Here is a 23,844-nt window from a genome sequence, read left to right as displayed (position 1 = left end):
GCGGGCAAGAATCACTTGCTGTCGATGATGTCCTGCGCCTGCAGCCAGGCGGGGGATTTCGGTTTCAGCTTCATCTGGGCGCGCGCGGCAAAGATCCGCGCCTGCAATGTCGAACCGGCATGCCAGTAGCCTTCGGCCGTGGCAAGCTCGGCCAGCGGCTCTTCGCCGGTGCGGCCGTAGGCCATGGCAAGGAACCGATAGGCATCCGAGTTCGACGGATCGGCCTCGATCCCGCGCTTGATGAGGCCGATCGCCTTCTTCATCTCGGCGGGATCGCCGGTCGTCACCATGGCCTTGCCGACGGAGGCCTGCAGCATGCCCGAATTGGTGCCGTCGAGCTTGACCGCCCTGGAGAAGGCGGCAGCGGCTTCCTTGCCGCGCCCGGCCTCCAGCAGGATTTCGCCGCGCATCTCATGAAACCACGGGCTGTTGGGCTGTTTGGCGATCAGCTGATCGATCTTCTGCAGGGCCACCGCCGGCGCGTCGTCGAGATGGGCTGCGATGGCGTCGCCGTAGGTCGCGGGCAGGCCCCGCGGATCCTTGCGGAAGAGACGGCGGACCGAATTGGCGCCGTCGGCATAGGCGGCGATCTTCGCCCTGGCGAGGTCGTGCCGCAGCTGCAGCGCCGGGCTGTCGGCCTTCTCGTAGAACGGGCTCTGCTTGGCTTGCGTCTCCAACCGCGAGATGCGGTCGCGGGGGGTGGGGTGCGAGGTGATGTAGCGGTTCGGCGAAACGCCCGCCAGAAGGCTGCTCCGCTCGAGGCCCTCGAAGCTTTCGATCAGCCCGCGGGCCGACTGGCCGGTCTTCTCGAGATAGACCAGCGCAGAACCATCCGCGGTAATCTCCTCCGACCGCTGGTAGGCCTGCAGGCCGTTGACCGCCGCAGCGCCGCCGCCGGAGAAGATGCCGGTGCCGGCCCGCGCGACGTTGGAGTCGCCGGCAACCGCACCGGCCGCGGCGACGCCCATGCCGACGAGACCTGCGATCATCGCGATCCGCTGCGCCTGTTCCATCTGCTGGCGCAGGCGCTGCTGGTGACCGCCGGCGAGGTGCCCGATCTCGTGCGCGATGACGCCGATCAGCTCGTTCGGACGGTCCGAGCCGAGGATCGTGCCGGTGTTGACGAAGATCCGCCGCCCCGACACGAAAGCGTTGAACTGCATGTTGTTGACCAGAACCACCTCGATCCCCGCGCGCGACAGGCCGGCGGCCTTCAGCAGGGGGCGGGTGTAGTCCTCGATGAGGCCCTCGATCTCGGCGTCCCGGATCACCGGCACGTTGGGTCCGGGCGAGCGCGCGGCCATCGCTGGCAGCGGCAGGACGGCGATGGCTGCGGCGAGGAGCAGCGACATCAGGCGGCGGGGGAGGCGATCGGTCATCGGCAGTCCAGCTAACCCTATGTTCCCCAGCGGCATTGGGCCTCTGGACACATCCAATTCGGCGAATGTGAGGCTCCGGCGGAGCCCGTTCGAAAAATGCCGTCCCGCCGCCCTGATATCGCGGGATCGGCATGACGGCGCTGCCAACGACGCGGCGGGGCCAAAACGTCGATAGTGCCGCGCGTGCATTCAGACGGCGCTCTAAGTGTTTGAAACTACCCATCGGACTCTCCGCAAATCGATTCCGATTTACTGGCCGATGCTGTAGGCCGATGCTCCAAATGGCATCATCGTCGGCCAGCTGGCAGTGAGACAAACCCGAAGGACATCACAATGCAGGAAGATCGCCGCCTCCGCGGCTCCGCGCGTTCGGCGGTGGAGCCGTTCCATGCCATGGACGTCCTCGCCGAGGCAAACCGGATGATCGCCCGCGGCCAGAGCGTCATCTCGCTCGCCGTGGGGCAACCGGCGGCGCCCGCGCCCCAGGCAGCGCTCGCCGCCGCCCGCGCGATGCTCGACCACGGCCGGATCGCCTATACCGACGCGCTGGGCCGGCAGGATCTTCGCCGCCGGATCGCGCGCTATTACACCGAGGCGCACGGCGTCGACGTTCCCATCGAGCGTATCATGATCACCACCGGCTCGTCGGCCGGTTTCAACCTTGCCTTCCTCGCCGCCTTCGACCCGGGCGAACGGGTCGCGGTCGCCGCCCCCGGCTATCCCGCCTACCGCAATATCCTGAAGGCGCTCGGCCTGGTGCCGGTGGAGATCGAGGTCGACGCCGACGACGGCTACATCCTGTCCGCCGATCGCCTGGCCGCCGAGCATGCCCGCGCACCGCTGCACGGCGTCCTCATCGCCAGCCCGGCCAACCCCACCGGCACAGTGACGCCGAGGGACGAGCTGCGGCGCCTCGTCGAGTTCGCCGATCAGGCGCGGCTGCGCTTCATCTCGGACGAGATCTACCACGGGCTGGTCTACGGAGCCGGCGAGGCGACGGCGCTGGAGTTTTCGACGAGCCCGATCGTCGTCAATTCGTTCTCGAAGTTCTACTGCATGACCGGCTGGCGAATCGGCTGGCTGGTGCTGCCGGAGCCCTTGGTTCGTCCGAGCGAGCGGATCGGCCAGAGCCTCTACATCTCGGCGCCGGAGCTCTCGCAGGTGGCGGCGATGGCGGCAATGGACGCGACGGCCGAACTCGTCGGCGTGCGCCACACCTACGAGCAGAACCGCGATCTCCTGATGGCGGCGCTGCCGGCCCTCGGCTTCCGCGACATCGCACCGATCGACGGCGCCTTCTACGCCTATGCGGCGATCCCCGAGGGCTTCTCGTCGTCGACCGCCTTCGCCCGCGAAATCCTCGAGCGATGCCATGTGGCGATCACGCCCGGCATCGACTTCGATCCGCGCCGTGGCGAGCGCTTCGTCCGGCTCTCCTATGCCTGCGACACGCCTTCGCTGGTCACCGCGCTGGACCGACTGCGCCAGCACCTGCCGTCCGCCTGATCCGATAAGCTTCCACAATGGAGTTCAAAGAAAAAGGGCGGGGAAATCCCCGCCCTTTTCGCATTCCGGATCGAGATGGCTTCTAGAAGAAGCCGCGCGACCACCAGCCGGTGCGCTTCGGCTTGGCCTCACCGGTCTCGTCTGCCGCAGGTTCGGCAGGCTCTGCAGGCTCGGCAGGCTGGCTTGCGCCGACAGGCGCCTCGGCTGGCCGGCTCTCTTCGGCGACGACGGCCGTCGGCGCCGGCGTTTCGGTCGCGACCGGCGCAGGAGCGGCCGCGGCGGGAGCCGCTTCTGCTGCCGGCTCGAAAGCTGCCGGCTCAGGCTGGGCATAGACCTCCGCCGGGCTCTCGGCATGCGTCTCCGCGACGATCGCCTCGACGATGTAGGAACCCGCCGGGGCGGCATCCTCGCGAACCTCGGCAGCCGGCTCCTCGAAGGCCGAGACCGGGAAGCCCGCGTCCGAAGGCGCGTTCTCGGCGGCGTCGATGTCCTCGGACTCGCCCTCGGCCGTCACCGTCTCCTCGCCATCGCGGTTCTTGCGGCCACCCCGACGGCCGCGACGCCGGCGCTTGCGCGCCCGTGCCGCCTCGTCGTCACCCTCGTCCGTGCTTGTTTCACCGGCAGCAACCTCGTCGCCTTCGCTCTCCGGCTCGGCCGACGTCTCGCTGTCGCTGACGTCCGCGTCAGGACCCGAAGCGTCGAAACCGTCGCCGGCCTCCTGGCCGTCCTCGGACGTCTGGTCGTCCGAGCCGCCACGCCGGCGCCGGCGCCGGCGCTTGCGGCGCCGCTGATCGTCACCCTTGTCGCCGCCGGCGTCATCGCCCTTTTCGTCGGACGCCTCGACCTCGGTCTCGTCAGCGACGGCAAGCGCCTCGGCCTCGTCGGCGATCTCTGGCTCGACGTCGTCCTCGTCGTCATACTCCGGGAAGGCGATGGGGCTGAGAAGCGCCGGCTGCGGCTCGCGGCGGACTGCTTCGGCGCCGTGCTCGATCGCGACGTGCTGGTGCCCGTGCGAATCGTCGGCCTCGATGGTGATCCGAAGGCCGTGCATCGCCTCCAGTTCCTCGATCGTGCGGCGCTTCTCGTTGAGCACGTAGAGCGCCGTCGCGGTCGGCACCTTGACGATGATGTCGTGCGTCGACTGCTTCTGAACATGCTCCTCGATCGCGCGCACCACGTGCAACGCCAGCGACGAGTTGGAGCGGATGTGGCCGACGCCGTCGCAGGTCGGGCAGACCCGCGTGGTCGACTCGAGAACGCTGGCGCGGATGCGCTGGCGGCTCATCTCCATCAAGCCGAAATGCGAGATGCGGCCGACCTGGATGCGGGCGCGGTCGTCCTTCAGGCAGTCCTTCATCTTCTTCTCGACGGCGCGGTTGTTGCGCTTCTCGTCCATGTCGATGAAGTCGATGACGATGAGGCCGGCGAGATCGCGCAGGCGCAGCTGGCGCGCCACTTCCTCGGCCGCCTCGAGATTGGTCTGGTAGGCGGTGTCCTCGACCGAATGCTCGCGGGTCGAGCGGCCGGAGTTGACGTCGATGGCGACCAGCGCCTCGGTCTGGTTGATGATGATGTAGCCGCCGGATTTCAGCGTGACATGCGGCTGCAGCATGCGGTCGAGCTGTGCCTCGATGCCGCCGCGGGCGAAGATCGGCATGGTGTCGCGGTAGGGCTGCACGACCTTGGACTGGCCGGGCATCAGCATGCGCATGAAGTCCTTGGCCTCGCGATAGCCGGCTTCACCGGCGACGAGAACCTGGTCGATGTCCTTGTTGTAGAGATCGCGGATCGACCGCTTGATCAGGCTGCCTTCCTCGTAGACGAGGGTCGGCGCGGAGGAGGCGAGCGTCAGGCTGCGCACCGTCTCCCACAGCCGCATCAGGTATTCGTAGTCGCGCTTGACCTCGGCCTTGGTGCGCATGGCGCCGGCGGTGCGCAGGATGATGCCCATGCCCTTCGGCACGTCCAGCTCGCGCGCCACTTCCTTCAGCCGCTTGCGGTCGGCCATGTTGGTGATCTTGCGCGAGATGCCGCCGCCCCGGGCGGTGTTCGGCATCAGCACGGAATAGCGCCCGGCGAGCGACAGGTAGGTGGTGAGCGCCGCACCCTTGTTGCCGCGCTCTTCCTTGACGACCTGCACGAGCAGGATCTGCCGGCGCTTGATGACTTCCTGGATCTTGTACTGCTTGCGCGGCACGCGCGGCTGACGGACGGGGACTTCCTCCATCGCGTCTTCGGCGCCGATCTCGTCGACGATTTCCTCGTCGTCGTCGGAGGAGGGCGCCTCCTCGGCGTTCGACGAACCGCGGCGCGAGCGCGAGCGGCGCTGGCGCTTCTGGCCGCTGGCGGAGACTTCCGTCTCACCCTCGGTGCCCTCGTCCGAGGCGTCGTCGCTGCCGTCGTGATCGTCGCCGATCAGCTCGGGCGCATCGTGCTCGTCATGGGAAAAATCGTGCGCGTCATCGCCCTCGCTGGCCTCGTCGGACGAGAGCGATTCGGAGACCGTGTCGCGGTCGGTGGCTTCGGCGGAACGGATCGACTTGCCGCCGCCCGGACGGCGCGGATTGCGGCGGGGGGCGGCGAGCTTGCGCTCCTCGTCCTCTTCCTCCTCGCGGACTCGGGCGATCTCGTCCTCCATCAGCGCCTGACGGTCTGCGACGGGGATCTGGTAATAGTCGGGATGGATTTCGCTGAAGGCGAGGAAGCCGTGGCGGTTGCCGCCATATTCGACGAACGCCGCCTGCAGGGACGGTTCGACGCGCGTCACCTTGGCGAGGTAGATGTTGCCCTTGATCTGCTTCTTGTGTTCGGACTCGAAATCGAATTCTTCGATCCGGCTACCCCGGACAACGACGACCCGCGTCTCTTCTGGATGAGACGCGTCGATCAGCATCTTGTTTGGCATGGCGAAGGTGCTCCCGGACATCCGCCCTGGCGCGCATGCCGGCGACATGCGCCGAGTACCATGCGGGGGAAGGCGCGTCCGCTGAGGGCGCTCGATAGCGGCGGTGCTCTGCACGGGACGGCCGGAGCCAAGCCCGGAAGGACTCAGTCGATGGCGTCAATTTTCCGATGGAGGCTGGCGACACTACGAGGCGACCTGCAACAAATGACTGGCCACCAACGTGGCGACCGATGGATGTGGCGTTCAGGCGAACCTAATCTCGGCCCGGATGAACGGTGAAAGACAGATGTCCGGGGGAAATCCGACGGACGAAAAACATCTTCGAGGCTGGGAAACCTTGGAATTCACCGTCTCACGATCGCCACGCTCTGATCTCGACCCATGGGGGCGACCTCGACCGGCTCGCGGGCCAGAACGTCGTTCCGCGGCCCTTGCGTGTCGTGGACGGGAGCTTTCAAAGGTATGTGAGTCTTCCCGGCCTCACTTCTGCTTTTATGATGCGCGAGGCGGAGAAACAAGTGTAAAGCCCTGCACCGGCTTGCTCCAGACCGTTTAACCCACCGCTTCTCCGGTTTCGCGCAAGGAGAATGAAGGGTGTTGCGGCGAAATCGCCTTTCTCGGGATGCCATGCACCAGGCAAGTCTTCTCCATCATCGGCGCCTCCTTCTGATCTGCGGGGCAATGCTCCTCCTGTTCGCTGCCCTCTTCGGCGGCCCGGCGCACGCTCAATCGGCGACGTCGGTGGGAGAGGAGGCGGGCGACAGCGTTCTCGTCGGCCTTCGCCAGGCGGTATTGCCGAGAGGCTTCACCGCGACGCTCGACCTTCGCGGGACACCGCGCTCCAAGCTGATCCTGCTGCGCAACCCCAACCGGGTGGCGATCGACCTGTTCGACACCGTCTCGGCGCTCGAACCGGTGGAGGTCGAGACGAATGCGCTGGTCTCCGAGATGCGACAGGGGCTCGTGGCTTCCGATCGTTTCCGGATCATCCTGACGCTGAAGCAGCCGGCGCTGCCAAAGGCGTCGTTCGAGATGAAGGACGGTCACACCATCCTCAGCCTCGCCCTGACGCAGAGCGATGCGAAGAGTTTTGCGAAGGCCGTGGCGACGCAACCGGTCGGCCACGGACCGGATCCCGTGCCAGTCGCGGCGAGTGTTCCGGACGACGACGTGACGGTGGTGATCGATCCCGGCCATGGCGGCATCGACACGGGCGCACGCGGCCGCAACGGCACCCTGGAAAAGGACATCAACCTCCTCTTTGCCCTTGCTCTGCGCGACCGGCTTAAAGCCGAGGGCCACCTCAAGGTCATCATGACCCGCGAGGACGACCGCTTCATTTCGCTCGGCGAGCGCTCGGCGATTGCCCGCCGCGCCAAGGCGAACCTCTTCATCTCGATGCACGCCGATTCGATCCGCTATTCCGACATTCGCGGGGCCACCGTCTACACGCTGTCGGGCCGCGCCTCGGACGCCCTGTCGAGCGAAGTCGCCGAGAGCGAGAACTCTTCCGACCGCTTCGTCAATCCGGAATGGCAGAAGAACGAGCCGGAGGTCTTCGACATCCTGATCGAGCTGATGCGGCGCGAGACCGACAGCTTCTCCGAGCACTTTGCGGCCGGGCTGGTGCAGGAACTCGGCCGCCACAAAATCCGGCTGATCCGCAATCCCAAGCGATCGGCCGGGTTCAAGGTGCTGATGGCGCCGGACGTGCCGTCGGTGCTCGTCGAGATCGGCTACCTCTCCAACATCGACGACGAGAAGCTCCTGGTCGACGAGTCCTGGCGCAAGGATACCGCCGACGCCGTCGGCAGCGCCGTGGCGGACTTCTTCCGGCTGAAGCAGGCAAGCGACAAGGCGGCGCGCGACTGACGCCGAGCTGTGGGATCGCTGCCACACTGCCGCGTCAAGTCGGCGTCGGAACCCCTTATGGGTCATGCGCTTGCCGTATTTCGAGAGCATCGGCAGGACGACGGTCGCCATACCAGCTATAGCGGGTGAAACGGGGCCCGAGGGCTCGACGGGCCTCGGCCCGAAACGCAGGAGCCCAGCGGAAAAGCGGATCGGTCCGTGCGCGGGGACGGAGCTCAGATGATCAGACTGCTCGGCTATTTCTTCGGGATCGGCACGGTGATGTTCCTGATCGTGGCAGCGGGTGTCGCGCTCTACGTCCAGAACATGAGCGAAGACCTTCCGGACTACCAGGTGCTGGCCGCCTACGAGCCGAAGGTCACCACGCGCTTCCAGGCGTCCGACGGCTCGCTGATGGCGGAATACGCCAAGGAGCGCCGGCTGTTCCTGCCGATCCAGGCAATCCCCGACCGGTTGAAGAACGCCTATCTCGCCGCCGAGGACAAGAACTTCTACGAGCATCCGGGCATCGACATCCAGGGTCTCGGGCGCGCCGTGCTGATGTTCGCCAAGGGCGGCCCCCGCCAGGGCGGCTCGACCATCACCCAGCAGGTCGCGAAGAACTTCCTCCTCACCAACGAGCAGTCGATCGAGCGCAAGGTCAAGGAAGCCATCCTCTCGCTGCGCATCGAGCAGGCGTACTCCAAGGACCGCATCCTCGAGCTCTACCTCAACGAGATCTATCTCGGCCTCGGTTCCTACGGCGTTGCGGCAGCTTCGCTCGCCTATTTCGACAAGTCGGTGAACGAGCTGGAGATCCAGGAGGCGGCCTATCTTGCTGCTCTGCCGAAGGCGCCCAGCAATTACGATCCGTTCCGCCATCCCGACCGCGCGCTCGAGCGCCGCAACTGGGTGATCGACCAGATGGAGGCGAACGGTGTCATCACCCATGCCGAGGGCGCGGAAGCCCGCGGCAAGCCGCTCGGCATCAACCCGAAGCGCACCGGCACCTATCTCTTCGCCGGCGAGTACTTCACCGAGGAGGTCCGCCGCGAGGTGATCCAGCGTTACGGCGTGAAGGCCCTTTACGAGGGTGGCCTTTCCGTCCGCTCCACGCTCGACCCCGAGCTTCAGGTCGAGGCCCGCGGCGCCCTGCAGCGGGCGCTGCTGCGCTATGACGAGGCCCGCGGCTACCGTGGCCCCGTCACCAGCATCGACATCGACGGCGACTGGGTGAAGCCGCTCGGCGCCGTGCCGGCCTTCTCCGATGTGCCGGAATGGCGCCTCGCGGTCGTCTTGTCGGCCGAGCCCGACAGCGTCAGCCTCGGCCTGCAGTCGACCCGCGCTCTTTCCGGCGCGCCCGGACAGGACCGCGACCTCGGCACCTTGGCGCTCGCCGACATGAAGTGGGCGCTGCGGATGAACACCGCCGGCAAGACCTCGTCGGTCCGCTCGGCTGATCAGGTGCTGAAGCGCGGCGACGTGGTGTTCGTCGAGAAGAAGGCCGACGGCGAGGGCTACCGCTTGCGCCAGCCGCCGAAGATCCAGGGCGGCCTGATCTCGATGGATCCGCATACCGGCCGCGTGCTGGCCATGGTCGGCGGCTTCTCCTACGCGCAGTCCGAATTTAACCGCGCTACCCAGGCCTATCGCCAGCCCGGCTCGTCGTTCAAGCCGATCGTCTACTCGGCGGCGCTGGATAATTTCTACACGCCGGCCTCGGTGATCATGGATGGCCCGATCTCGATCCCCGACGGCAATGGCAACATCTGGACGCCGAAGAATTACGGCGGCGAATCGGCGGGTCCCTCGACCTTGCGCTCGGGCATCGAGCACAGCCGCAACCTGATGACAGTGCGCCTCGCCAAGGACATGGGCATGAAGCTCGTGGCCGAATATGCCGAGCGCTTCGGCGTCTACGACAAGATGGGCCAGTACCTGCCGATGGCGCTCGGCTCGGGCGAGACCACCGTGATGCGGATGGTCTCGGCCTATTCGGTGATGGCCAATGGCGGCCGCTCGATCGAGCCCTCGCTGATCGACCGGGTGCAGGACCGATATGGCCGCACCATCTACAAGCATGACAACCGGGGCTGCGAGGCCTGCAACGCGCAGACCTGGCAGGATCAGCCGGAACCCGAGCTCGTCGACAACCGCGAGCAGGTCCTCGATCCGATGACCGCCTACCAGATCACCTCGATGATGGAAGGCGTCGTCCAGCGCGGCACCGCGACCAGCGTCAAGGCGCTCGGCGTACCCGTCGCCGGCAAGACCGGAACGACCAATGACGAGAAGGACGCCTGGTTCGTCGGCTACACCCCGGACCTCGTGACCGGCGTCTACCTCGGCTACGACAACCCCCAGCCGCTCGGCAAGGGCCAGACCGGCAGTGGGCTTGCTGCGCCGGTGTTCACCGACTTCATGAAGCAGGCGCTGGCCGGCAAGCCCGTCGCCAACTTCCGCGTGCCGGAGGGCATGACGCTGATCTCGATCAACCGCAAGACCGGCATGGCCGCCAAGGGCGAGGGCACGATCGTCGAGGCGTTCAAGCCCGGCACCGGCCCGTCCGACAGCTATCAGGTGATCGGCGACGACGAGATGGCCTACGGCTCGGCGCCCGCTCCGGTCTCGCAGCAGACGCAGGACGCCATCGTCCAGGGTGGGGCCGGCGGTCTTTTCTGACCGTCGGAACCACCGCATACGGCGGCAAGGCGGAGGGTCAGCTGCTTTACAGCTGAAGACCCGGGTCCTATACCCGCCGCCATCCTTTCCATCCCAAACAGCGGGGTAGCGGCATGCGTGCCGAGTTCGAAACCATGACCTCCGACATCAAGCAGGCCATAAGCCTGCTGAGGAGGCATCTTTGACTGGGACGCGTCCCTTAAGCGCCTAGAAGTCCTCAACGCGCAGTCCGAGAACCCCAATTTCTGGAACGATGCCGCCGAGGCTCAAAAGCTGATGCGCGAGCGCCAGTACATCGAATCGTCGATGGACGGCATCAACAAGATCAAGCAGGGCCTGCAGGACAACATCGACCTCATCGCCATGGGCGAAGAGGAAGGCGATGCCTCGATCATCGACGAAGCCGAAGCCGCCATCCGGGCGATCAAGGCCGATACCGACAAGCGGCAAATCGAGATGCTGCTGTCCGGCGAGGCCGACAAGTTCGACACCTATGTCGAAGTCCACTCCGGCGCCGGTGGCACCGAGAGCCAGGACTGGGCCTCGATGCTGCTGCGCATGTACATGCGCTGGGCCGAGCGCTCCGGCATGAAGGTCGAGTTGCTGGAGCAGCATTCCGGCGAAGAGGCGGGCATCAAGTCGGCGACGATCATGTTCAAAGGGCACAACGCCTATGGCTGGATGAAGACCGAATCGGGCGTCCACCGCCTAGTCCGGATTTCGCCTTTCGACAGCCAGGCCAAGCGCCACACCTCCTTCGCCTCGGTCTGGGTGTATCCGGTGGTCGACGACACCATCAACGTCGACATCAACGAGTCGGACTGCCGGATCGACACCTACCGGGCCTCCGGCTCGGGCGGCCAGCACGTCAACACCACCGATTCGGCCGTGCGCATCACGCATATTCCGAGCGGCATCGTGGTGCAGTGCCAGAACGAGCGCTCGCAGCACAAGAACCGCGCGACGGCTTGGGACATGCTGAGGGCACGCCTCTACGAGGCCGAACTTCAGCGCCGCGAAGAGGTGGCGAACAAGGAAGCGGCGTCGAAGACCGATATCGGCTGGGGCCACCAGATCCGGTCCTACGTCCTGCAGCCCTACCAGATGGTCAAGGACCTCCGGACCGGCGTGCAGAGCACGGCGCCGCAGGACGTGCTCGACGGCAAGATCGACGAATTCATGGAAGCAGCGCTCGCGCACCGCGTCCATGGCGGCAGCGTCGATGTCGCCGACGTCGACTGACGTCACTACGAAGACCTTTCGGCTGAAGGCCGGCTGCAGATCCTGCAGCCGGCCTTTTTCATTCAGCTGACCGCGTCGAGCTTGCGTCCGGCGCGCAGGAAGCGCGAGGGATCGATCGGGCTGCCGTCGCGCCGGACCTCGTAGTGGAGATGCGGTCCGGTGCTGCGACCGGTCGAACCGACGCGGCCGACGATGGCCCCGGCTGAGACCTTGTCGCCCACCGCTACGGCAATGCTCGAGAGGTGGCCGTAGCGTGTCACCATGCCGCCGCCGTGGTCGATCTCGACCATGTTGCCGTAGCCGCCGTTGGCGCCGGCTTCCGTGACGGTTCCCGCCGCGGCCGCATCCACCGCCGAGCCGCTTTCGGCAACGAAGTCGATGCCGGTATGCATGGCCGCTTCGCCGAGGAACGGGTCGCTGCGGACGCCGAAGGCCGAGCTGATCAGCTTCGACGCGACGGGCGCTGCGAGCGGCAGTCTCGTCGTGCGCTGCTTCAGGAGCTGCAATTCGGTGAGGGCGCGGTCGAGTTCCTGGAAGCTTGCATCGAACAGCCGGTCGGCGGGAACTGCGACGAAGGGACCGCCTTCGCCACCGGCGACGGTCGTCAGATCCTGATCCTGATCCGGTACGGCGATGCCCTCCGAGCGCAGCACTGAAGCGATGTCGCCCGCCTTGCCGCGGGCCTTCTCGGCCAGCGTGGTGAGATCGGCGATCTGGGTATCCTGAACGCTGTCGATCGACTTGCCGATCTGGCGGATCAGGTCGTGCGCGATGCCGGGGGCCGGTTTTGCCACCTGAGCGGCCGCATCGCGCCGCAGCCACGGCCCCGCACCGGCGGAGCCGTCGACGAGATCGAAGCGGGCGAGGGCGGCGTTCGGCGCGGACCCGAGGAACGCGAGCGGCTTGGTTTCGGCGGCCGACGGCGAGGAGGCAGCGTCGGCGCTCGAGGGCTTCGGCTGGGGCACCGGCACTGGCGCCGGCAGAAGCCCGCTGTCACGGGCGCGGTCGAGCAGCGGCTGCAGCTTGTCGTACCGTGCCGATAGCTCGACCTGCTGTCCGATCAGCGCATCCACCTTGCTCTCGACGACCTGCTGGTCGAGCATCTGACGGCTGACGACACGATCGAGCTGGGAGCGGAGGGATGCGATCCGCTCCTCGTAGGATTGCTGGAGCTTCAACTGGGTATCGCTGGCAGAGACCCGGAGGTCGTTTTCCAGCAGCAGGTAGCAGGCGGTCGAGGCACAGCCGATGAAGAGGGCCATGGCGAGGGCGCCCGACATTCCGACCAGCCGTGCGGACACCGTGAAGTGCCGGACCTTCTCGCCCCGCGCGATGATGACCGTATGCGGTCGCTTCTGCTGGCCGAAGGTAGTCTGCAGCTGAGCCGAGGTCATGATGGGTCCCGATCAGGGGCGACTCATCGAGCCGCGTCCTGTCGGAGTAGACCTTGTTAGGGTTAACAAAGCCTGACCTGTCGCCCGCGGCCACTTCGTCGGAGGCCGCAGAATTCATACGTAAGACGACGGCATCGAAGAGCGGATCGCTTCGAAAGCCAGGTCACATATCGATCAGGCCGACAGGGCGCGGGCGGCCGTTAGGACCTCCTGTGCATGCCCTGGCACCTTCACCTTGGGCCAGAGACCGACGATGGTGCCGGACGCGTCGACCAGCGCCGTCGTGCGCTCGACGCCCAGATAGGACTTTCCGTACATGCTCTTGGTCACCCAGACGCCGAAGGCCTCGAGCAGCACCTTCTCCTCGTCTGACAGCAGCCGAACGCCGAGATCGTGCTTCTCGCGGAACTTGGCATGCTTCTTCACCGGATCGGGGGAGACGCCGATCACCTCGACGCCCGCTGCGGCGAAATCGCTCTGCAGGCTCGTGAAGTCGATCGCCTCCTGGGTGCAGCCGGAGGTGTCGTCCTTGGGATAGAAGAAGAGGACGAAGGGTTTGCCTTTCAGATCGGCCAACGCGACGGTAGTGCCGGCGTGATCGGGCAGCTGGAAGTCGGGGCAGGGCGTTCCGATGCTGAGCGTGGACAAGATGCCATCCTTTCGGCCAATTGGATTGTGATGGGACACGCGGCAATACCGCAGTCGCCGACGCCAGCCTAGAGCCGTGGCCGCCATTTGGCGACCGGCGGTGGGGGCTTTCGATGCCGCGATATTGTTTGCCGAGGTCATGTCGGAGTGAGCTTCGCGTGGCAAGGATGTGTGTGCTGCTGAGGGGTGGCGATTCGCGATGGCGGTAGCCTTGGGTGGTTCGAACGCATGAGGAAGACACTGACACCGCTTGGCGCGATCGACGGCGGTCGCCCTGATGTCAGCGGAACTTGCGTTTGAGACGCCTCGGTCGCTTGTCCTGCGCGGTTCTCAGCACTGGCATGACGTTCGGTGTCCTCGTCGGCAGCTTCGTCTTTCTGGCGCTCGGCACCGATAGCGGACAGGATCTGATCCGGCGCCAGACCGAGGCGGTGGTCGCCGATGTGCTGGGTGCCGACCTCTCCGCCCAGTTCGGCGACCAGCGTATCGGCTTTGCGGACGACGGCAATCTCGCTTTGGAATGGTCGGACATCCGCCTGATGCGCACCGGCCTGCCGCGGGCGCGCGTCGATTCGGTCAAGGTCGGTCTGCGGATCCTGCCGCTCCTGACCGGTCGCGTCCTGTTCAAGACGATCGAGGTTCGCGGCAGCCGGATCGACCTGACCGGTTTCCGTTCGATGCTCGGGGCAACCCGCCCGGGCGTCGGCGCACAGTTCGCCGCGACGGCGCCGGTGCCGACGCTGCCGAAACGCTCCGCGCGCGCCTTTCAGGTGATCGAGAAGCAGCTCGCCACCCTGCAGCGGGTCGGCATCGAGCGCATCGTCCTCGGCGACATCGAGGTCATCGTGCCGCTGGGGACCGAGGGCGACAGCATCACCGGGCGGCTCGAGCGCGGCAATTTCCAGCTCTCGAACAACCGGGCATTGACCGCTACCGCCGATCTTAGGGTGCGCGGCATGTCGGTGCCGCTGACCGGGCGCGCCGACTATGATGCCAGGAGCGCCCGCTTGCAGTCCCTGCAGCTGTCGGCCGGCCCCGTGGCGCTCGGCGATCTGCTGCCCGCTGCACCGGAGAGCGACACGCTCGACATGCGCCCGATCGGCATCGAGGCACCCCTGACGGTCGCACTGGATGTCAACACCCGCAACGAGGACGATGCCCGGGTCGCGACCCTCTCGCTCGATCTCGGTGCCGGCGATCTTCAGGCTGGACGCGGCCACACCAGGATCGAAAACTTGAAGGCCAAGCTCCGCTATGTCGAAGGCGAGGAGTCGATCGAGATCGCCGACACCAACGTCGCCTTCGACGGCATGTCGATGGGCCTCGAGGGACGTGCGGTGGCGCTTTACGACCGTCCGGTCACCGGGGAGTTCAACGGTTTCGGCTTTTCCCTGCAGACGCGGGACATGACGTCGTCGATCGGCGCGGCCGCGGGCAAGGCGCTGGAAGGCAGCCTGCTGATCGAGGGTCGCAACGACATCGCGGCGAACGCGGCCGTGCTGTCCAAATTCGCGCTGGAGACGGACGGCGGCACGCTCGGCGGAACCGCGGCGCTGCGTTTCGGCACGCCGGACGCGCGCACGGAGCTGAAGCTTGCGGCCACCAACCTTCCGGCCGCGAACATCAAGGCGTTCTGGCCGTTCAACCTCGCCGTCAACACGCGCCGCTGGGTGCTCAGCCATCTCGGCGACGAGGGCAATGTGCCGAGCGGCACCATCGCCCTCGATCTCCGCCGCGATCGCCTCGGTCCTGCTTTCAAGCCCGGCAGCCACCCGACGCCCGAGGAGATGGACCTCGCCTTTGCCGTCGAGGGGGCGAGTGCCCTGACGGTCGGCGATCTGCCGCGCCTGACGAATGCCAAGGGCACGATCCACACCTCCGGCGGCGATACGCAGATCTCCGTCGCCGATGCCAAGGTCGATGGTCTGCCAGACGTCGTGATCGCCCCCAGCAGCATCGCGTTCCTGCGCGCCCCGGAGCCGGCGCTTCAGGACATCGACGGCCAGGTCGATCTCGCGGTCAGCGGCAACGTCCCGGATCTCCTCGAGATCGCCGCACGCAAGCCGCTCGACGCGCTGCGCAGCCTGCCCTTCAAGGCGATGGAGGCGACGGGCAAGGCGACCGCAACGGTCAGCCTGCCGTTCATCCTCGGTGACGACGTGCCGAAGGATCAGCAGTTCGGCGCCTGGAACGTCGCCGTTTCCCTCAGCGATGCCGGCCTCTCGGTCCCTTTCGAAGGCCGCAAGATCGAGGGCATGACGGGTTCGGTCGATATTCGGCCCGGTGTCGCCACCGGCGAGATGAAAGGCAAGGTCGACGACATTCCGTCCCGGATCGCCTTCACGCAGCCCTTTGGCCCAACGTCGGGAGCCACCAAGCATCTCGAGGTCGGCGTTTCGCTCGGCGATGACGATACGCGGAAACTGTCGCCGCAGCTGGCTGAGATCGTCGACGGTCCGATCGAGGGAAAGCTGCTGCGCGATGGCGATTCGCCGATGAAAGGAAGTTTCGACCTGAAGGCGACAACGCTGAAGCTGCCTTGGGTCGGCTGGCGCAAGGGCAAGGGCGTCGCGGCTGCGCTCGCCTTCGACATCGTGCCCGGCGACAACGGCGTCGACTTGAAGAACGTGTCCCTAAAGGGCGACGGTTTCTCGGCTGCCGGCGACGTGGCGTTGGACAAGAACGGCATTCGCAAGGCGCAGCTGAGCGAAGTCGCGCTCAACGACGGCGATGACGTGGACGTCGGGTTCGAGCGGGTCGCCAACGGGTTCAGCATCCGCGTCGACGGCAAGCGCTTCGACGCGCGGCCTTTCCTCAACGACCTCAAGGCCAATCTCGGCGCCAAGGCCGCCAACCCGACGACCGCCAGCAAGCAGCAGGTCGATATCGGCATCTCGCTCGACAAGGTCCTGGGCTTCGGCAACCAGACCATCGGCAGCTTCGCGCTGAACTATGCCGGCAGCGGCGGCAAGGTCGCGGCCCTGTCGATTTCCGGCTCGACCCGCAGCGGCGGCTTTTCCGCCGACATGTCGCCGCGCGGCGACGACCGGTCGATCGCGCTGCGCGCGCCGGACGCCGGCCTGCTCGCCGCCTTCACCGGCATCTACGGCCGCATGCAAGGCGGACAGGTCGCGCTCGATCTTCTCGGCTCGACCGAAAGCGGCTACCGCGGCACGCTCAACGCCGAGAACTTCACCCTGGTGGACGAGCCGCGTCTCTCGAGCCTCGTCGGCACCTCGCCCGCACCGAACGCGGCCAGCCTCTCGCAGGCCGTCGGCAAGAATCTCGGCACCGAGAGAGCCTATTTCGACCACGCCTCGGTCGGCATCGACTACGGCAAGAACGGCCTGCGCGTCTCCAACGGTATCATCCGCGGGCCGGTCTTTGGCTCAAGCTTTTCCGGCACGGTCTACGATTCCGCCAACCGCGTCGACGTCGTCGGCTCGTTCATGCCGGCGTATGGCGTCAACCGGATCTTCGGCGCGATCCCGCTGGTCGGCCAGATCCTCGGCAACGGCAATGAGGGCGGCCTGATCGGGATCACCTATCGGCTCGACGGGGCGTTCGCCTCGCCGAAGCTGACCGTGAACCCGATCTCGGCCATCGCCCCCGGCATTTTCCGCAGCATCTTCGCCTATCAGTAGGCGTCGTCGCCCATCATCCCCCAGCATCCTCCCGGATGCCGAGGGCTCAGCCGACGGGGCGGATGAGGACGTGCTTCTTGCGGCCGAGCGAGATTTTCACGACATCACCCGCGACGAGGTCGGCGGGGCCGACGATCCGCTTCTCGTCGGCGACGGCGGTGTCGTTGATGCGCACGGCGCCGCCCTGGACATGGCGGCGAACCTCACTGTTGCTGGCGGCCAGACCCGCGCGGACATAGAGCGTCAGAAGTCCGATGCCGGCCTCGAACTCGGCCGCCGGGATCTCGACGGTCGGGAGGTTCTCCGCCAGCGCGCCTTCCTCGAAGGTCTTGCGGGCAGTCTCGGCGGCCTCGAGCGCAACCGCCTCGCCGTGCAGCAGCGACGTCACGGCATTGGCCAGCAGCTTCTTCGCCTCGTTGATCTCCGATCCGCCAAGCGCTTCCAGCCGGGCGATCTCGTCCATCGGCAGCGTCGTGTAGAGCTTGAGGAAGCGGCCGACATCGGCGTCCTCGGTGTTGCGCCAGTACTGCCAGAACTCGTAGGGGCTCAGCATGTCGGCGTTGAGCCAGACCGCGCCGTTCGCCGACTTGCCCATCTTGGCGCCTGAAGAGGTCGTCAGCAGTGGCGAGGTCAGCGCGAACAGCTGCGGCGTGCCCATGCGGTGGCCGAGGTCGAGGCCGTTGATGATGTTGCCCCACTGGTCGGAGCCGCCCATCTGCAGCCGCACGCCGTAGCGCTTGTTCAGCTCGACGAAATCATAGGCCTGCAGGATCATGTAGTTGAATTCGAGGAAGGACAGCGACTGCTCGCGGTCGAGGCGCAGCTTCACCGAGTCGAAGGCGAGCATGCGGTTGACCGAAAAGTGGCGGCCGACGTCGCGCAGGAACTCGACATAGTTCAGGCCCAGCAACCAGTCGGCATTGTTGACCATCAGCGCGTCGGTCGGACCGTCGCCGAAGGAAAGGTAGGGTGCGAAGGCCTGGCGGATGCCGGCGAGATTGCTCTCGATCCCCTCGGGCGTCAGCAGCTTGCGCGCCTCGTCCTTGAACGAGGGATCGCCGATCATGCCGGTGCCGCCGCCCATCAGCGCGATCGGCTTGTGGCCGGTGTTCTGCAGCCAGTGCAGCATCATGATCTGGATCAGCGAGCCGACATGCAGGCTGGTCGCGGTCGGGTCGAAGCCGATATAGGCGCTGACGGTCTCGGTCGAGAACAGCGCATCGAGCGCCTCGTCGTGCGAGGTCTGCTGGATGAAGCCGCGCTCGGACAGCGTGCGCATAAACTCGGACTTAAAGCCGGACATGGAGAATGATCCTTGACGGGGCCGGACGCATCCGGCCGATGAAGGCTGCGGTTTACCAGCATTCCCGTGGATTTAAAGAGCGAGCGACCGGATTGACCGACAGAGCCTCCCTGCGTGCCATCGGCCTGATGAGCGGAACCTCGATGGACGGAATCGACGTCGCGCTGCTCGACACCGACGGCGTCTCGTCGCCCAAGCGCGGCCCGGCGCGGACCTATGGGTTCGATGCGGACTTCCGCGGCCGTCTCGCCGCCGGGCTGGAGACGGCGAAGACGATGACGAACCGCGACGAGCGGCCGGGCACGCTGGCCGAACTCGAGCGGGAAATCACCGACCGCCATGCAGAGGCACTTCGCGCCTTCTCCGCCGAGACCGGCATCGACCTCGGCAGCGTCGACGTCATCGGCTTCCACGGGCAGACGGTACTGCATCGGCCCGACGAGGCGCTGACGGTGCAACTCGGCGACGGGCAGCGTCTGGCCGATGCCGTCGGCTGCCGCGTCGTATCCGACATGCGCGCCGACGACATGCGGGCGGGCGGGCAAGGGGCGCCCCTGGTGCCGGCCTACCACGTGGCGCTCGCCGGTGCGCTGCCGGCAGCCATGCAGGCGATGCCGGTGGCCTTCGTCAACATCGGCGGCATTTCCAACATCACCTGGCTCGGCGACGCCGATGCGCCCATCGCCTTCGACAGCGGACCCGGCAATGCGCTGCTCGATCAATGGGTGGCGCGCGGGGCCGGTATCGCCTTCGATGCGGATGGCGCCATCGCCGCCAGCGGGGCGATCCTGCGGCCGCTGGCCGAGCGCTATCTCAGCGCCGCCTTCTTCGAGCGACCCGCCCCCAAATCGCTCGACCGCTTCGACTTCGGGGCGCCGGCTTCCGAGGACGGCACACTCGAGGACGTCGCGCGGACGCTCTGTTTCGTCGCGGCAGAGGCCATCCTGAAGGCGGCCGACCATCTGCCGGCAGCGCCAAAACTCTGGATCATCTGTGGCGGCGGACGGCGCCATCCCGTCATTATGCAGGATCTGAAGGAGGGCGCGGCGCGGACCGGTGCACGCGTCGTCTCGGCGGAAGAGGCGGGCTTCGACGGCGACGCGATGGAAGCGGAGGCCTGGGCGTTCCTCGCCGTTCGCGCGTTGCGCGGCCTGCCGCTGACCTGGCCTACCACGACCGGCTGCAGCACCCCGACGACAGGCGGCGTCGTCTCAAATCCTACGTAGACGAGGGCTGAACAGAAAACGGCGCCCCGAGGGACGCCGCTTGTCATATCCAGATATCCGGATGCGTTGAATCAGCGCAGGCGCTTGGGGCGGACATCGACCAGCTCGCCGGCGAGGCGGCGGTCGAGATAGTCGGCGCATTCCGCCATCAGCTCCTCGGAGTGCTCGCCGTAGAAGTGGTTGGCGCCGGCGAGGATCTTCTGGGTGATCAGGATGCCCTTCTGCGTCTTCAGCTTCTCGACCAGAACCTGCACGTCCTTCGGCGGCGCGACGCGGTCCTTGTCGCCATGGATGATCAGGCCGGACGAGGGGCAAGGCGCGAGGAACGAGAAGTCGTAGGAGTTCGGCTGCGGCGAGATCGAGATGAAGCCCTCAATCTCCGGCCGGCGCATCAGGAGCTGCATGCCGATCCACGAGCCGAAGGAGTAGCCGGCGACCCAGCAGTGCTTGGAATCCGGGTGCAGCGACTGCACCCAGTCGAGCGCGGCCGCCGCATCCGACAGCTCGCCCGACCCGTGATCGAACTCGCCCTGGCTGCGCCCGATGCCGCGGAAGTTGAAGCGCAGCGTCGTGAAGCCGCGTTCCACGAACATGTAGAACAGCTGGTAGACGATCTGGTTGTTCATCGTCCCACCGAAGCGGGGATGCGGGTGGAGGATGATCGCGATCGGCGCGCTCTTCTCCTTGCCGGCCTGGTACCGGCCCTCGAGGCGGCCCGCGGGGCCGTTGAAGATCACTTCGGGCATATGCTTATCCTATCCAGCCTGACGCGCGATCGGAGCGCGCGCCTTGACGAAGAACACGCGGCCTTTTAGGTTCTACTTTAGAACAATTCAAAACTACACGCTTCCACTGAAGGCGCTACATAGGCCATTTAGGGGTCGGATTTCAAGAATTTTGCGCTTTCTGGCGGGCGGACATAGGTTGGCCCGGTCGGAGCCGCCAACACGGATGAGATGACCGTTCGAAACCCGCGCATCTATCTGGACTACAATGCCACGGCGCCGCTGCTGCCGGAGGCGCGCGATGCCCTGATGTCGGCCCTTTCCCTCACCGGAAATCCGTCCTCGGTGCATACAGAGGGACGGGCGGCCCGCGCCGTCGTCGAGGACGCCCGCCGCAACGTCGCCCTGATGCTGCACGCCTTGCCCGAAAACCTCGTCTTCACCAGTGGCGCGACGGAAGCGGCAAACACCTGCCTGACCGACCGCTGGCTGGTCGGCGGCGAGCCGCTCGAGCTGGCAGGCCTTGCGGTCGCCGACAGCGATCATCCCGCGACCCGCGAGGGCGGACGGTTCGATGCCGCCAAGGTGTGTCGGCTGCCAGTGGATGCAGCTGGCGTACTGAAATCCGCCGAGTTCGAGGCCTGGGTCGGCGAGAGCGACGCCCCACGCATGCTCAGCCTGACGCTCGCCAACAGCGAAACCGGCGTCATCCAGCCTTTGGCGGACATCGCGCGCCGGCTCGCCGGAACGGGCATTCTCCTCGTTCTCGACGTCGTGCAGGCGGTAGGCCGCATCGATCTCTCGGAGGCCGCGGCCTTGGCGGATGCGCTGCTGGTGTCCGGCCACAAGCTCGGCGCGGCCAAGGGCATCGGCGCCTATGCGCTGCGCAACGGCAGCACGCGCCCGTTTGCGCTCCTGACGGGCGGTGGCCAGGAGCGCCGACACCGTGGTGGCACGGAAGCCGTTCCGCTCATCGCAAGCTTCGGTGCGGCGGCGGCAGTCGTCCAGGGACGCTGGCCCCTGGCGTCGTCCAGAATGGCAGGACTGCGCAGCCGGCTTATCGGCGCGCTCGACCGCAGCGGTATGCGATACGTCGCTCTGGGCGCCCCCGCGACGGGACTGCCGAACACCGTGGCCATCGCCGCCCCAGGGCTTCGCGCGGAAACGGCGCAGATCGCGCTGGATCTCGCCGGTTTTGCCGTTTCGTCCGGCTCGGCCTGCTCGTCCGGAAAAGTTGGTCCGAGCCATGTCCTCAGCGCAATGCAGGCCGGCGGGCTCTCCATTGATGCCGCCGCCGGTGCAATTCGCATCAGTTTCGGCTACGAGACCAGTGAATTGGAAATTGATGCCGTTGCCATCGCGCTCGTCGGCCTGCTGGAGAGGGCCGATGCTGCGTCATCGAGCCGCCACGCTGCCTGATTGAGACGAATTCACGGTCTTATTGCTTCGAAGGCTTCTAATTTGGGCCAGGAAAGACCATCTAACACCCAACGCTAGCGCCGATAATGACGCTGGCAGAACCAAACCACCGGACCTTGAATCCGGCGAGGGCGGAGACATCCCATGGCTGCAGTCCAGGAAACCATCGACCAGGTCCGATTGATCGACGTCGACCAGTATAAATACGGCTTCGAGACGATCATCGAGTCCGACACGGCGCCGAAAGGTCTCGACGAGACCACCATCGCCTTCATCTCGGCCAAGAAGGACGAGCCGCAGTGGATGCTCGACTGGCGCCTCGAGGCGTTCGAGCGGTGGAAGACGCTGGAAAGCCCGAGCTGGGCGAAGCTCGACTACCCGCCGATCGATTTCCAGGACCTGCACTACTATTCGGCGCCGAAGTCGATGTCCGGCCCGGCCTCGCTCGACGAGGTCGATCCCGAGCTGCTGCGCACCTACGAGAAGCTTGGCATCCCGCTGCGCGAGCAGGAAATGCTCGCCGGCGTCGTCAAGCCGGTCGCGCCGATTGAGTATGACGAGAATGGCGACGCCATCGAAAGCGTCGAGCGGCGCGTCGCAGTTGATGCCGTGTTCGACTCGGTTTCGGTTGCCACGACCTTCCAGAAGGAGCTGAAGAAGGCCGGCGTGATCTTCATGCCGATCTCGGAAGCCATCCGCGAGCATCCTGATCTGGTGAAGAAGTACATGGGCTCGGTCGTCCCGGTCTCCGACAACTTCTTCGCGACGATGAACTCCGCCGTCTTCACCGACGGCTCCTTCGTCTACGTGCCGCCGGGCGTCCGCTGCCCGATGGAGCTGTCGACGTATTTCCGGATCAACGAGCGCAACACCGGCCAGTTCGAGCGCACGCTGATCATCGCCGACAAGGGCTCCTACGTCTCCTACCTCGAAGGCTGCACCGCGCCGCAGCGCGACGAGAACCAGCTGCATGCCGCCGTGGTCGAGCTGGTCGCGCTCGAGGACGCCGAGATCAAGTACTCGACCGTCCAGAACTGGTATCCCGGCGACAAGGAAGGCAAGGGCGGCATCTATAACTTCGTCACCAAGCGGGGCGACTGTCGCGGCGACAATGCCAAGATCTCATGGACGCAGGTCGAGACCGGCTCGGCGATCACCTGGAAATACCCGAGCTGCATCCTGCGCGGCGATAATTCGCGCGGCGAGTTCTACTCGATCGCCGTTTCGAACGGCCGTCAGCAGATCGACAGCGGCACCAAGATGATCCACCTCGGCAAGAACACGTCGAGCCGCATCATCTCCAAGGGCATCGCCGCCGGCCAGTCGAACAACACCTATCGCGGCCAGGTGACGACGAACCGCAAGGCATCGAACGCCCGCAACTTCACCCAGTGCGATTCGCTGTTGATCGGCGAGGAGTGCGGTGCTCACACCGTGCCATACATCGAGGCGAAGAACGCAACGGCGCAGTTCGAGCACGAGGCGACGACGTCGAAGATCTCCGAGGACCAGCTGTTCTACTGCATGCAGCGCGGCATCCCGCAGGAAGAGGCGGTTGCGCTGATCGTCAACGGCTTCGTGCGCGACGTCATCCAGCAGCTGCCGATGGAGTTCGCCGTCGAAGCGCAGAAGCTCATCGGCATCAGCCTTGAGGGCAGCGTGGGGTAATGGCTGACGACATCGCCGACCAGATCCTCGAGCTCGTGCAGCTCATGCGCGCCGACATTTCGGCGCTCGGAGATCAGGTGTCGGCGCTGTCAGCCGACATATGGCGGCTCGGCCAGCAGATGGCCGTGATCGCCGAAACCTATGCCCGACACGCACCGGAAATGGAATCGATCGGGTTCGCCTCGACCCCATCGAGAGATGTCTGGAACTGATGGATTGAGGCTGACGGGCCTGAAATTCGAAGAGCCTGAA

15 protein-coding genes are annotated in these 23,844 nt (G+C 66.1%); 9 read left to right on the top strand and 6 right to left on the bottom strand.

Annotated elements, in window-relative coordinates:
• Window positions 1-11: 11 nt before the first annotated feature.
• A complete protein-coding gene (locus tag ACZL02_RS06755; RefSeq protein ID WP_472937830.1) occupies window positions 12-1,379 on the bottom strand; it encodes a M48 family metalloprotease in 1,368 nt (455 codons plus the stop codon).
• A gap of 333 nt (window positions 1,380-1,712) precedes the next feature.
• Here ACZL02_RS06755 and ACZL02_RS06750 point away from each other — a divergent pair, with 333 nt between their 5' ends.
• Window positions 1,713-2,885: a pyridoxal phosphate-dependent aminotransferase gene (locus tag ACZL02_RS06750; RefSeq protein WP_472937829.1), complete on the top strand. Its 1,173-nt coding sequence runs from the start codon at window positions 1,713-1,715 to the stop codon at window positions 2,883-2,885.
• A gap of 82 nt (window positions 2,886-2,967) precedes the next feature.
• Here ACZL02_RS06750 and ACZL02_RS06745 read toward each other — a convergent pair whose 3' ends face one another.
• A complete protein-coding gene (locus ACZL02_RS06745) occupies window positions 2,968-5,790 on the bottom strand; it encodes an Rne/Rng family ribonuclease (RefSeq protein WP_472937828.1) in 2,823 nt (940 codons plus the stop codon).
• A 681-nt stretch (window positions 5,791-6,471) separates the two neighbouring features.
• Here ACZL02_RS06745 and ACZL02_RS06740 point away from each other — a divergent pair.
• The 3 genes from ACZL02_RS06740 to prfB all read left to right on the top strand — a co-directional run bounded on the left by ACZL02_RS06740 (window position 6,472) and on the right by prfB (window position 11,565).
• Window positions 6,472-7,662: an N-acetylmuramoyl-L-alanine amidase gene (locus ACZL02_RS06740; protein WP_472937827.1), complete on the top strand. Its 1,191-nt coding sequence runs from the start codon at window positions 6,472-6,474 to the stop codon at window positions 7,660-7,662.
• Between the two features lie 219 nt (window positions 7,663-7,881).
• The gene (locus ACZL02_RS06735; RefSeq protein ID WP_472937826.1) at window positions 7,882-10,323 is read left to right on the top strand and encodes a penicillin-binding protein 1A; all 2,442 of its coding nucleotides are present in this window, start codon (window positions 7,882-7,884) and stop codon (window positions 10,321-10,323) included.
• 113 nt (window positions 10,324-10,436) lie between these two features.
• A protein-coding gene (gene prfB, locus ACZL02_RS06730) for a peptide chain release factor 2 (RefSeq protein WP_472937825.1) occupies window positions 10,437-11,565 on the top strand; the annotation gives its coding sequence in 2 pieces (ribosomal slippage) (window positions 10,437-10,505 and window positions 10,507-11,565; 1,128 coding nt in all).
• 62 nt (window positions 11,566-11,627) lie between these two features.
• Here prfB and ACZL02_RS06725 read toward each other — a convergent pair.
• Both ACZL02_RS06725 and ACZL02_RS06720 read right to left on the bottom strand, forming a co-directional pair.
• Entirely contained in the window at window positions 11,628-12,959 is a 1,332-nt protein-coding gene (locus tag ACZL02_RS06725; protein WP_472937824.1) for a peptidoglycan DD-metalloendopeptidase family protein, read from the bottom strand.
• A gap of 174 nt (window positions 12,960-13,133) precedes the next feature.
• On the bottom strand, window positions 13,134-13,607 hold the full coding sequence (locus ACZL02_RS06720; protein WP_472937823.1) for a peroxiredoxin: 474 nt from the start codon (window positions 13,605-13,607) through the stop codon (window positions 13,134-13,136).
• A gap of 341 nt (window positions 13,608-13,948) precedes the next feature.
• Between ACZL02_RS06720 and ACZL02_RS06715 the strand changes: the two genes are divergently transcribed.
• Window positions 13,949-17,251 carry an AsmA family protein gene (locus ACZL02_RS06715; protein WP_472937822.1) on the top strand — a complete coding sequence of 1,101 codons (3,303 nt, stop codon included), beginning with the start codon at window positions 13,949-13,951 and terminating at the stop codon, window positions 17,249-17,251.
• A 46-nt stretch (window positions 17,252-17,297) separates the two neighbouring features.
• Here ACZL02_RS06715 and tyrS read toward each other — a convergent pair whose 3' ends face one another.
• Window positions 17,298-18,554, bottom strand: coding sequence for a tyrosine--tRNA ligase (tyrS, locus tag ACZL02_RS06710; RefSeq protein ID WP_472937821.1), 1,257 nt, complete (start codon window positions 18,552-18,554; stop codon window positions 17,298-17,300).
• A 92-nt stretch (window positions 18,555-18,646) separates the two neighbouring features.
• Between tyrS and ACZL02_RS06705 the strand changes: the two genes are divergently transcribed.
• Window positions 18,647-19,780: an anhydro-N-acetylmuramic acid kinase gene (locus ACZL02_RS06705; protein ID WP_472937820.1), complete on the top strand. Its 1,134-nt coding sequence runs from the start codon at window positions 18,647-18,649 to the stop codon at window positions 19,778-19,780.
• 71 nt (window positions 19,781-19,851) lie between these two features.
• Here ACZL02_RS06705 and ACZL02_RS06700 read toward each other — a convergent pair whose 3' ends face one another.
• On the bottom strand, window positions 19,852-20,526 hold the full coding sequence (locus ACZL02_RS06700; RefSeq protein WP_472933474.1) for an alpha/beta hydrolase: 675 nt from the start codon (window positions 20,524-20,526) through the stop codon (window positions 19,852-19,854).
• A 210-nt stretch (window positions 20,527-20,736) separates the two neighbouring features.
• Between ACZL02_RS06700 and ACZL02_RS06695 the strand changes: the two genes are divergently transcribed.
• From ACZL02_RS06695 to ACZL02_RS06685, 3 genes are all read left to right on the top strand, one after another.
• Window positions 20,737-21,924: a cysteine desulfurase family protein gene (locus ACZL02_RS06695; protein WP_472937819.1), complete on the top strand. Its 1,188-nt coding sequence runs from the start codon at window positions 20,737-20,739 to the stop codon at window positions 21,922-21,924.
• A 144-nt stretch (window positions 21,925-22,068) separates the two neighbouring features.
• Window positions 22,069-23,592, top strand: a complete 1,524-nt coding sequence (sufB, locus tag ACZL02_RS06690) for a Fe-S cluster assembly protein SufB (protein ID WP_472937818.1) — start codon at window positions 22,069-22,071, stop codon at window positions 23,590-23,592.
• The gene (locus ACZL02_RS06685) at window positions 23,592-23,804 is read left to right on the top strand and encodes a hypothetical protein (protein ID WP_472937817.1); all 213 of its coding nucleotides are present in this window, start codon (window positions 23,592-23,594) and stop codon (window positions 23,802-23,804) included. Before sufB ends, ACZL02_RS06685 begins: the two co-directional genes overlap by 1 nt.
• Window positions 23,805-23,844: the final 40 nt, after the last annotated feature.

Source organism: Mesocryomonas fontinalis (genome assembly GCF_055730125.2).
Note: the sequence above shows the minus strand (reverse complement) of the source record. Positions and strands in the feature narration are given on the sequence as shown.

Bases quoted from the DNA above. Each gene is read 5' to 3' on its own strand.
- ACZL02_RS06755 (WP_472937830.1), bottom strand. From the start codon at position 1,379: ATGACCGATCGCCTCCCCCGCCGCCTGATGTCGCTGCTCCTCGCCGCA.
- ACZL02_RS06750 (WP_472937829.1), top strand. From the start codon at position 1,713: ATGCAGGAAGATCGCCGCCTCCGCGGCTCCGCGCGTTCGGCGGTGGAG.
- ACZL02_RS06745 (WP_472937828.1), bottom strand. From the start codon at position 5,790: ATGCCAAACAAGATGCTGATCGACGCGTCTCATCCAGAAGAGACGCGG.
- ACZL02_RS06740 (WP_472937827.1), top strand. From the start codon at position 6,472: ATGCTCCTCCTGTTCGCTGCCCTCTTCGGCGGCCCGGCGCACGCTCAA.
- ACZL02_RS06735 (WP_472937826.1), top strand. From the start codon at position 7,882: ATGATCAGACTGCTCGGCTATTTCTTCGGGATCGGCACGGTGATGTTC.
- ACZL02_RS06725 (WP_472937824.1), bottom strand. From the start codon at position 12,959: ATGACCTCGGCTCAGCTGCAGACTACCTTCGGCCAGCAGAAGCGACCG.
- ACZL02_RS06715 (WP_472937822.1), top strand. From the start codon at position 13,949: ATGACGTTCGGTGTCCTCGTCGGCAGCTTCGTCTTTCTGGCGCTCGGC.
- tyrS (WP_472937821.1), bottom strand. From the start codon at position 18,554: ATGTCCGGCTTTAAGTCCGAGTTTATGCGCACGCTGTCCGAGCGCGGC.
- ACZL02_RS06700 (WP_472933474.1), bottom strand. From the start codon at position 20,526: ATGCCCGAAGTGATCTTCAACGGCCCCGCGGGCCGCCTCGAGGGCCGG.
- ACZL02_RS06695 (WP_472937819.1), top strand. From the start codon at position 20,737: ATGACCGTTCGAAACCCGCGCATCTATCTGGACTACAATGCCACGGCG.
- sufB (WP_472937818.1), top strand. From the start codon at position 22,069: ATGGCTGCAGTCCAGGAAACCATCGACCAGGTCCGATTGATCGACGTC.
- ACZL02_RS06685 (WP_472937817.1), top strand. From the start codon at position 23,592: ATGGCTGACGACATCGCCGACCAGATCCTCGAGCTCGTGCAGCTCATG.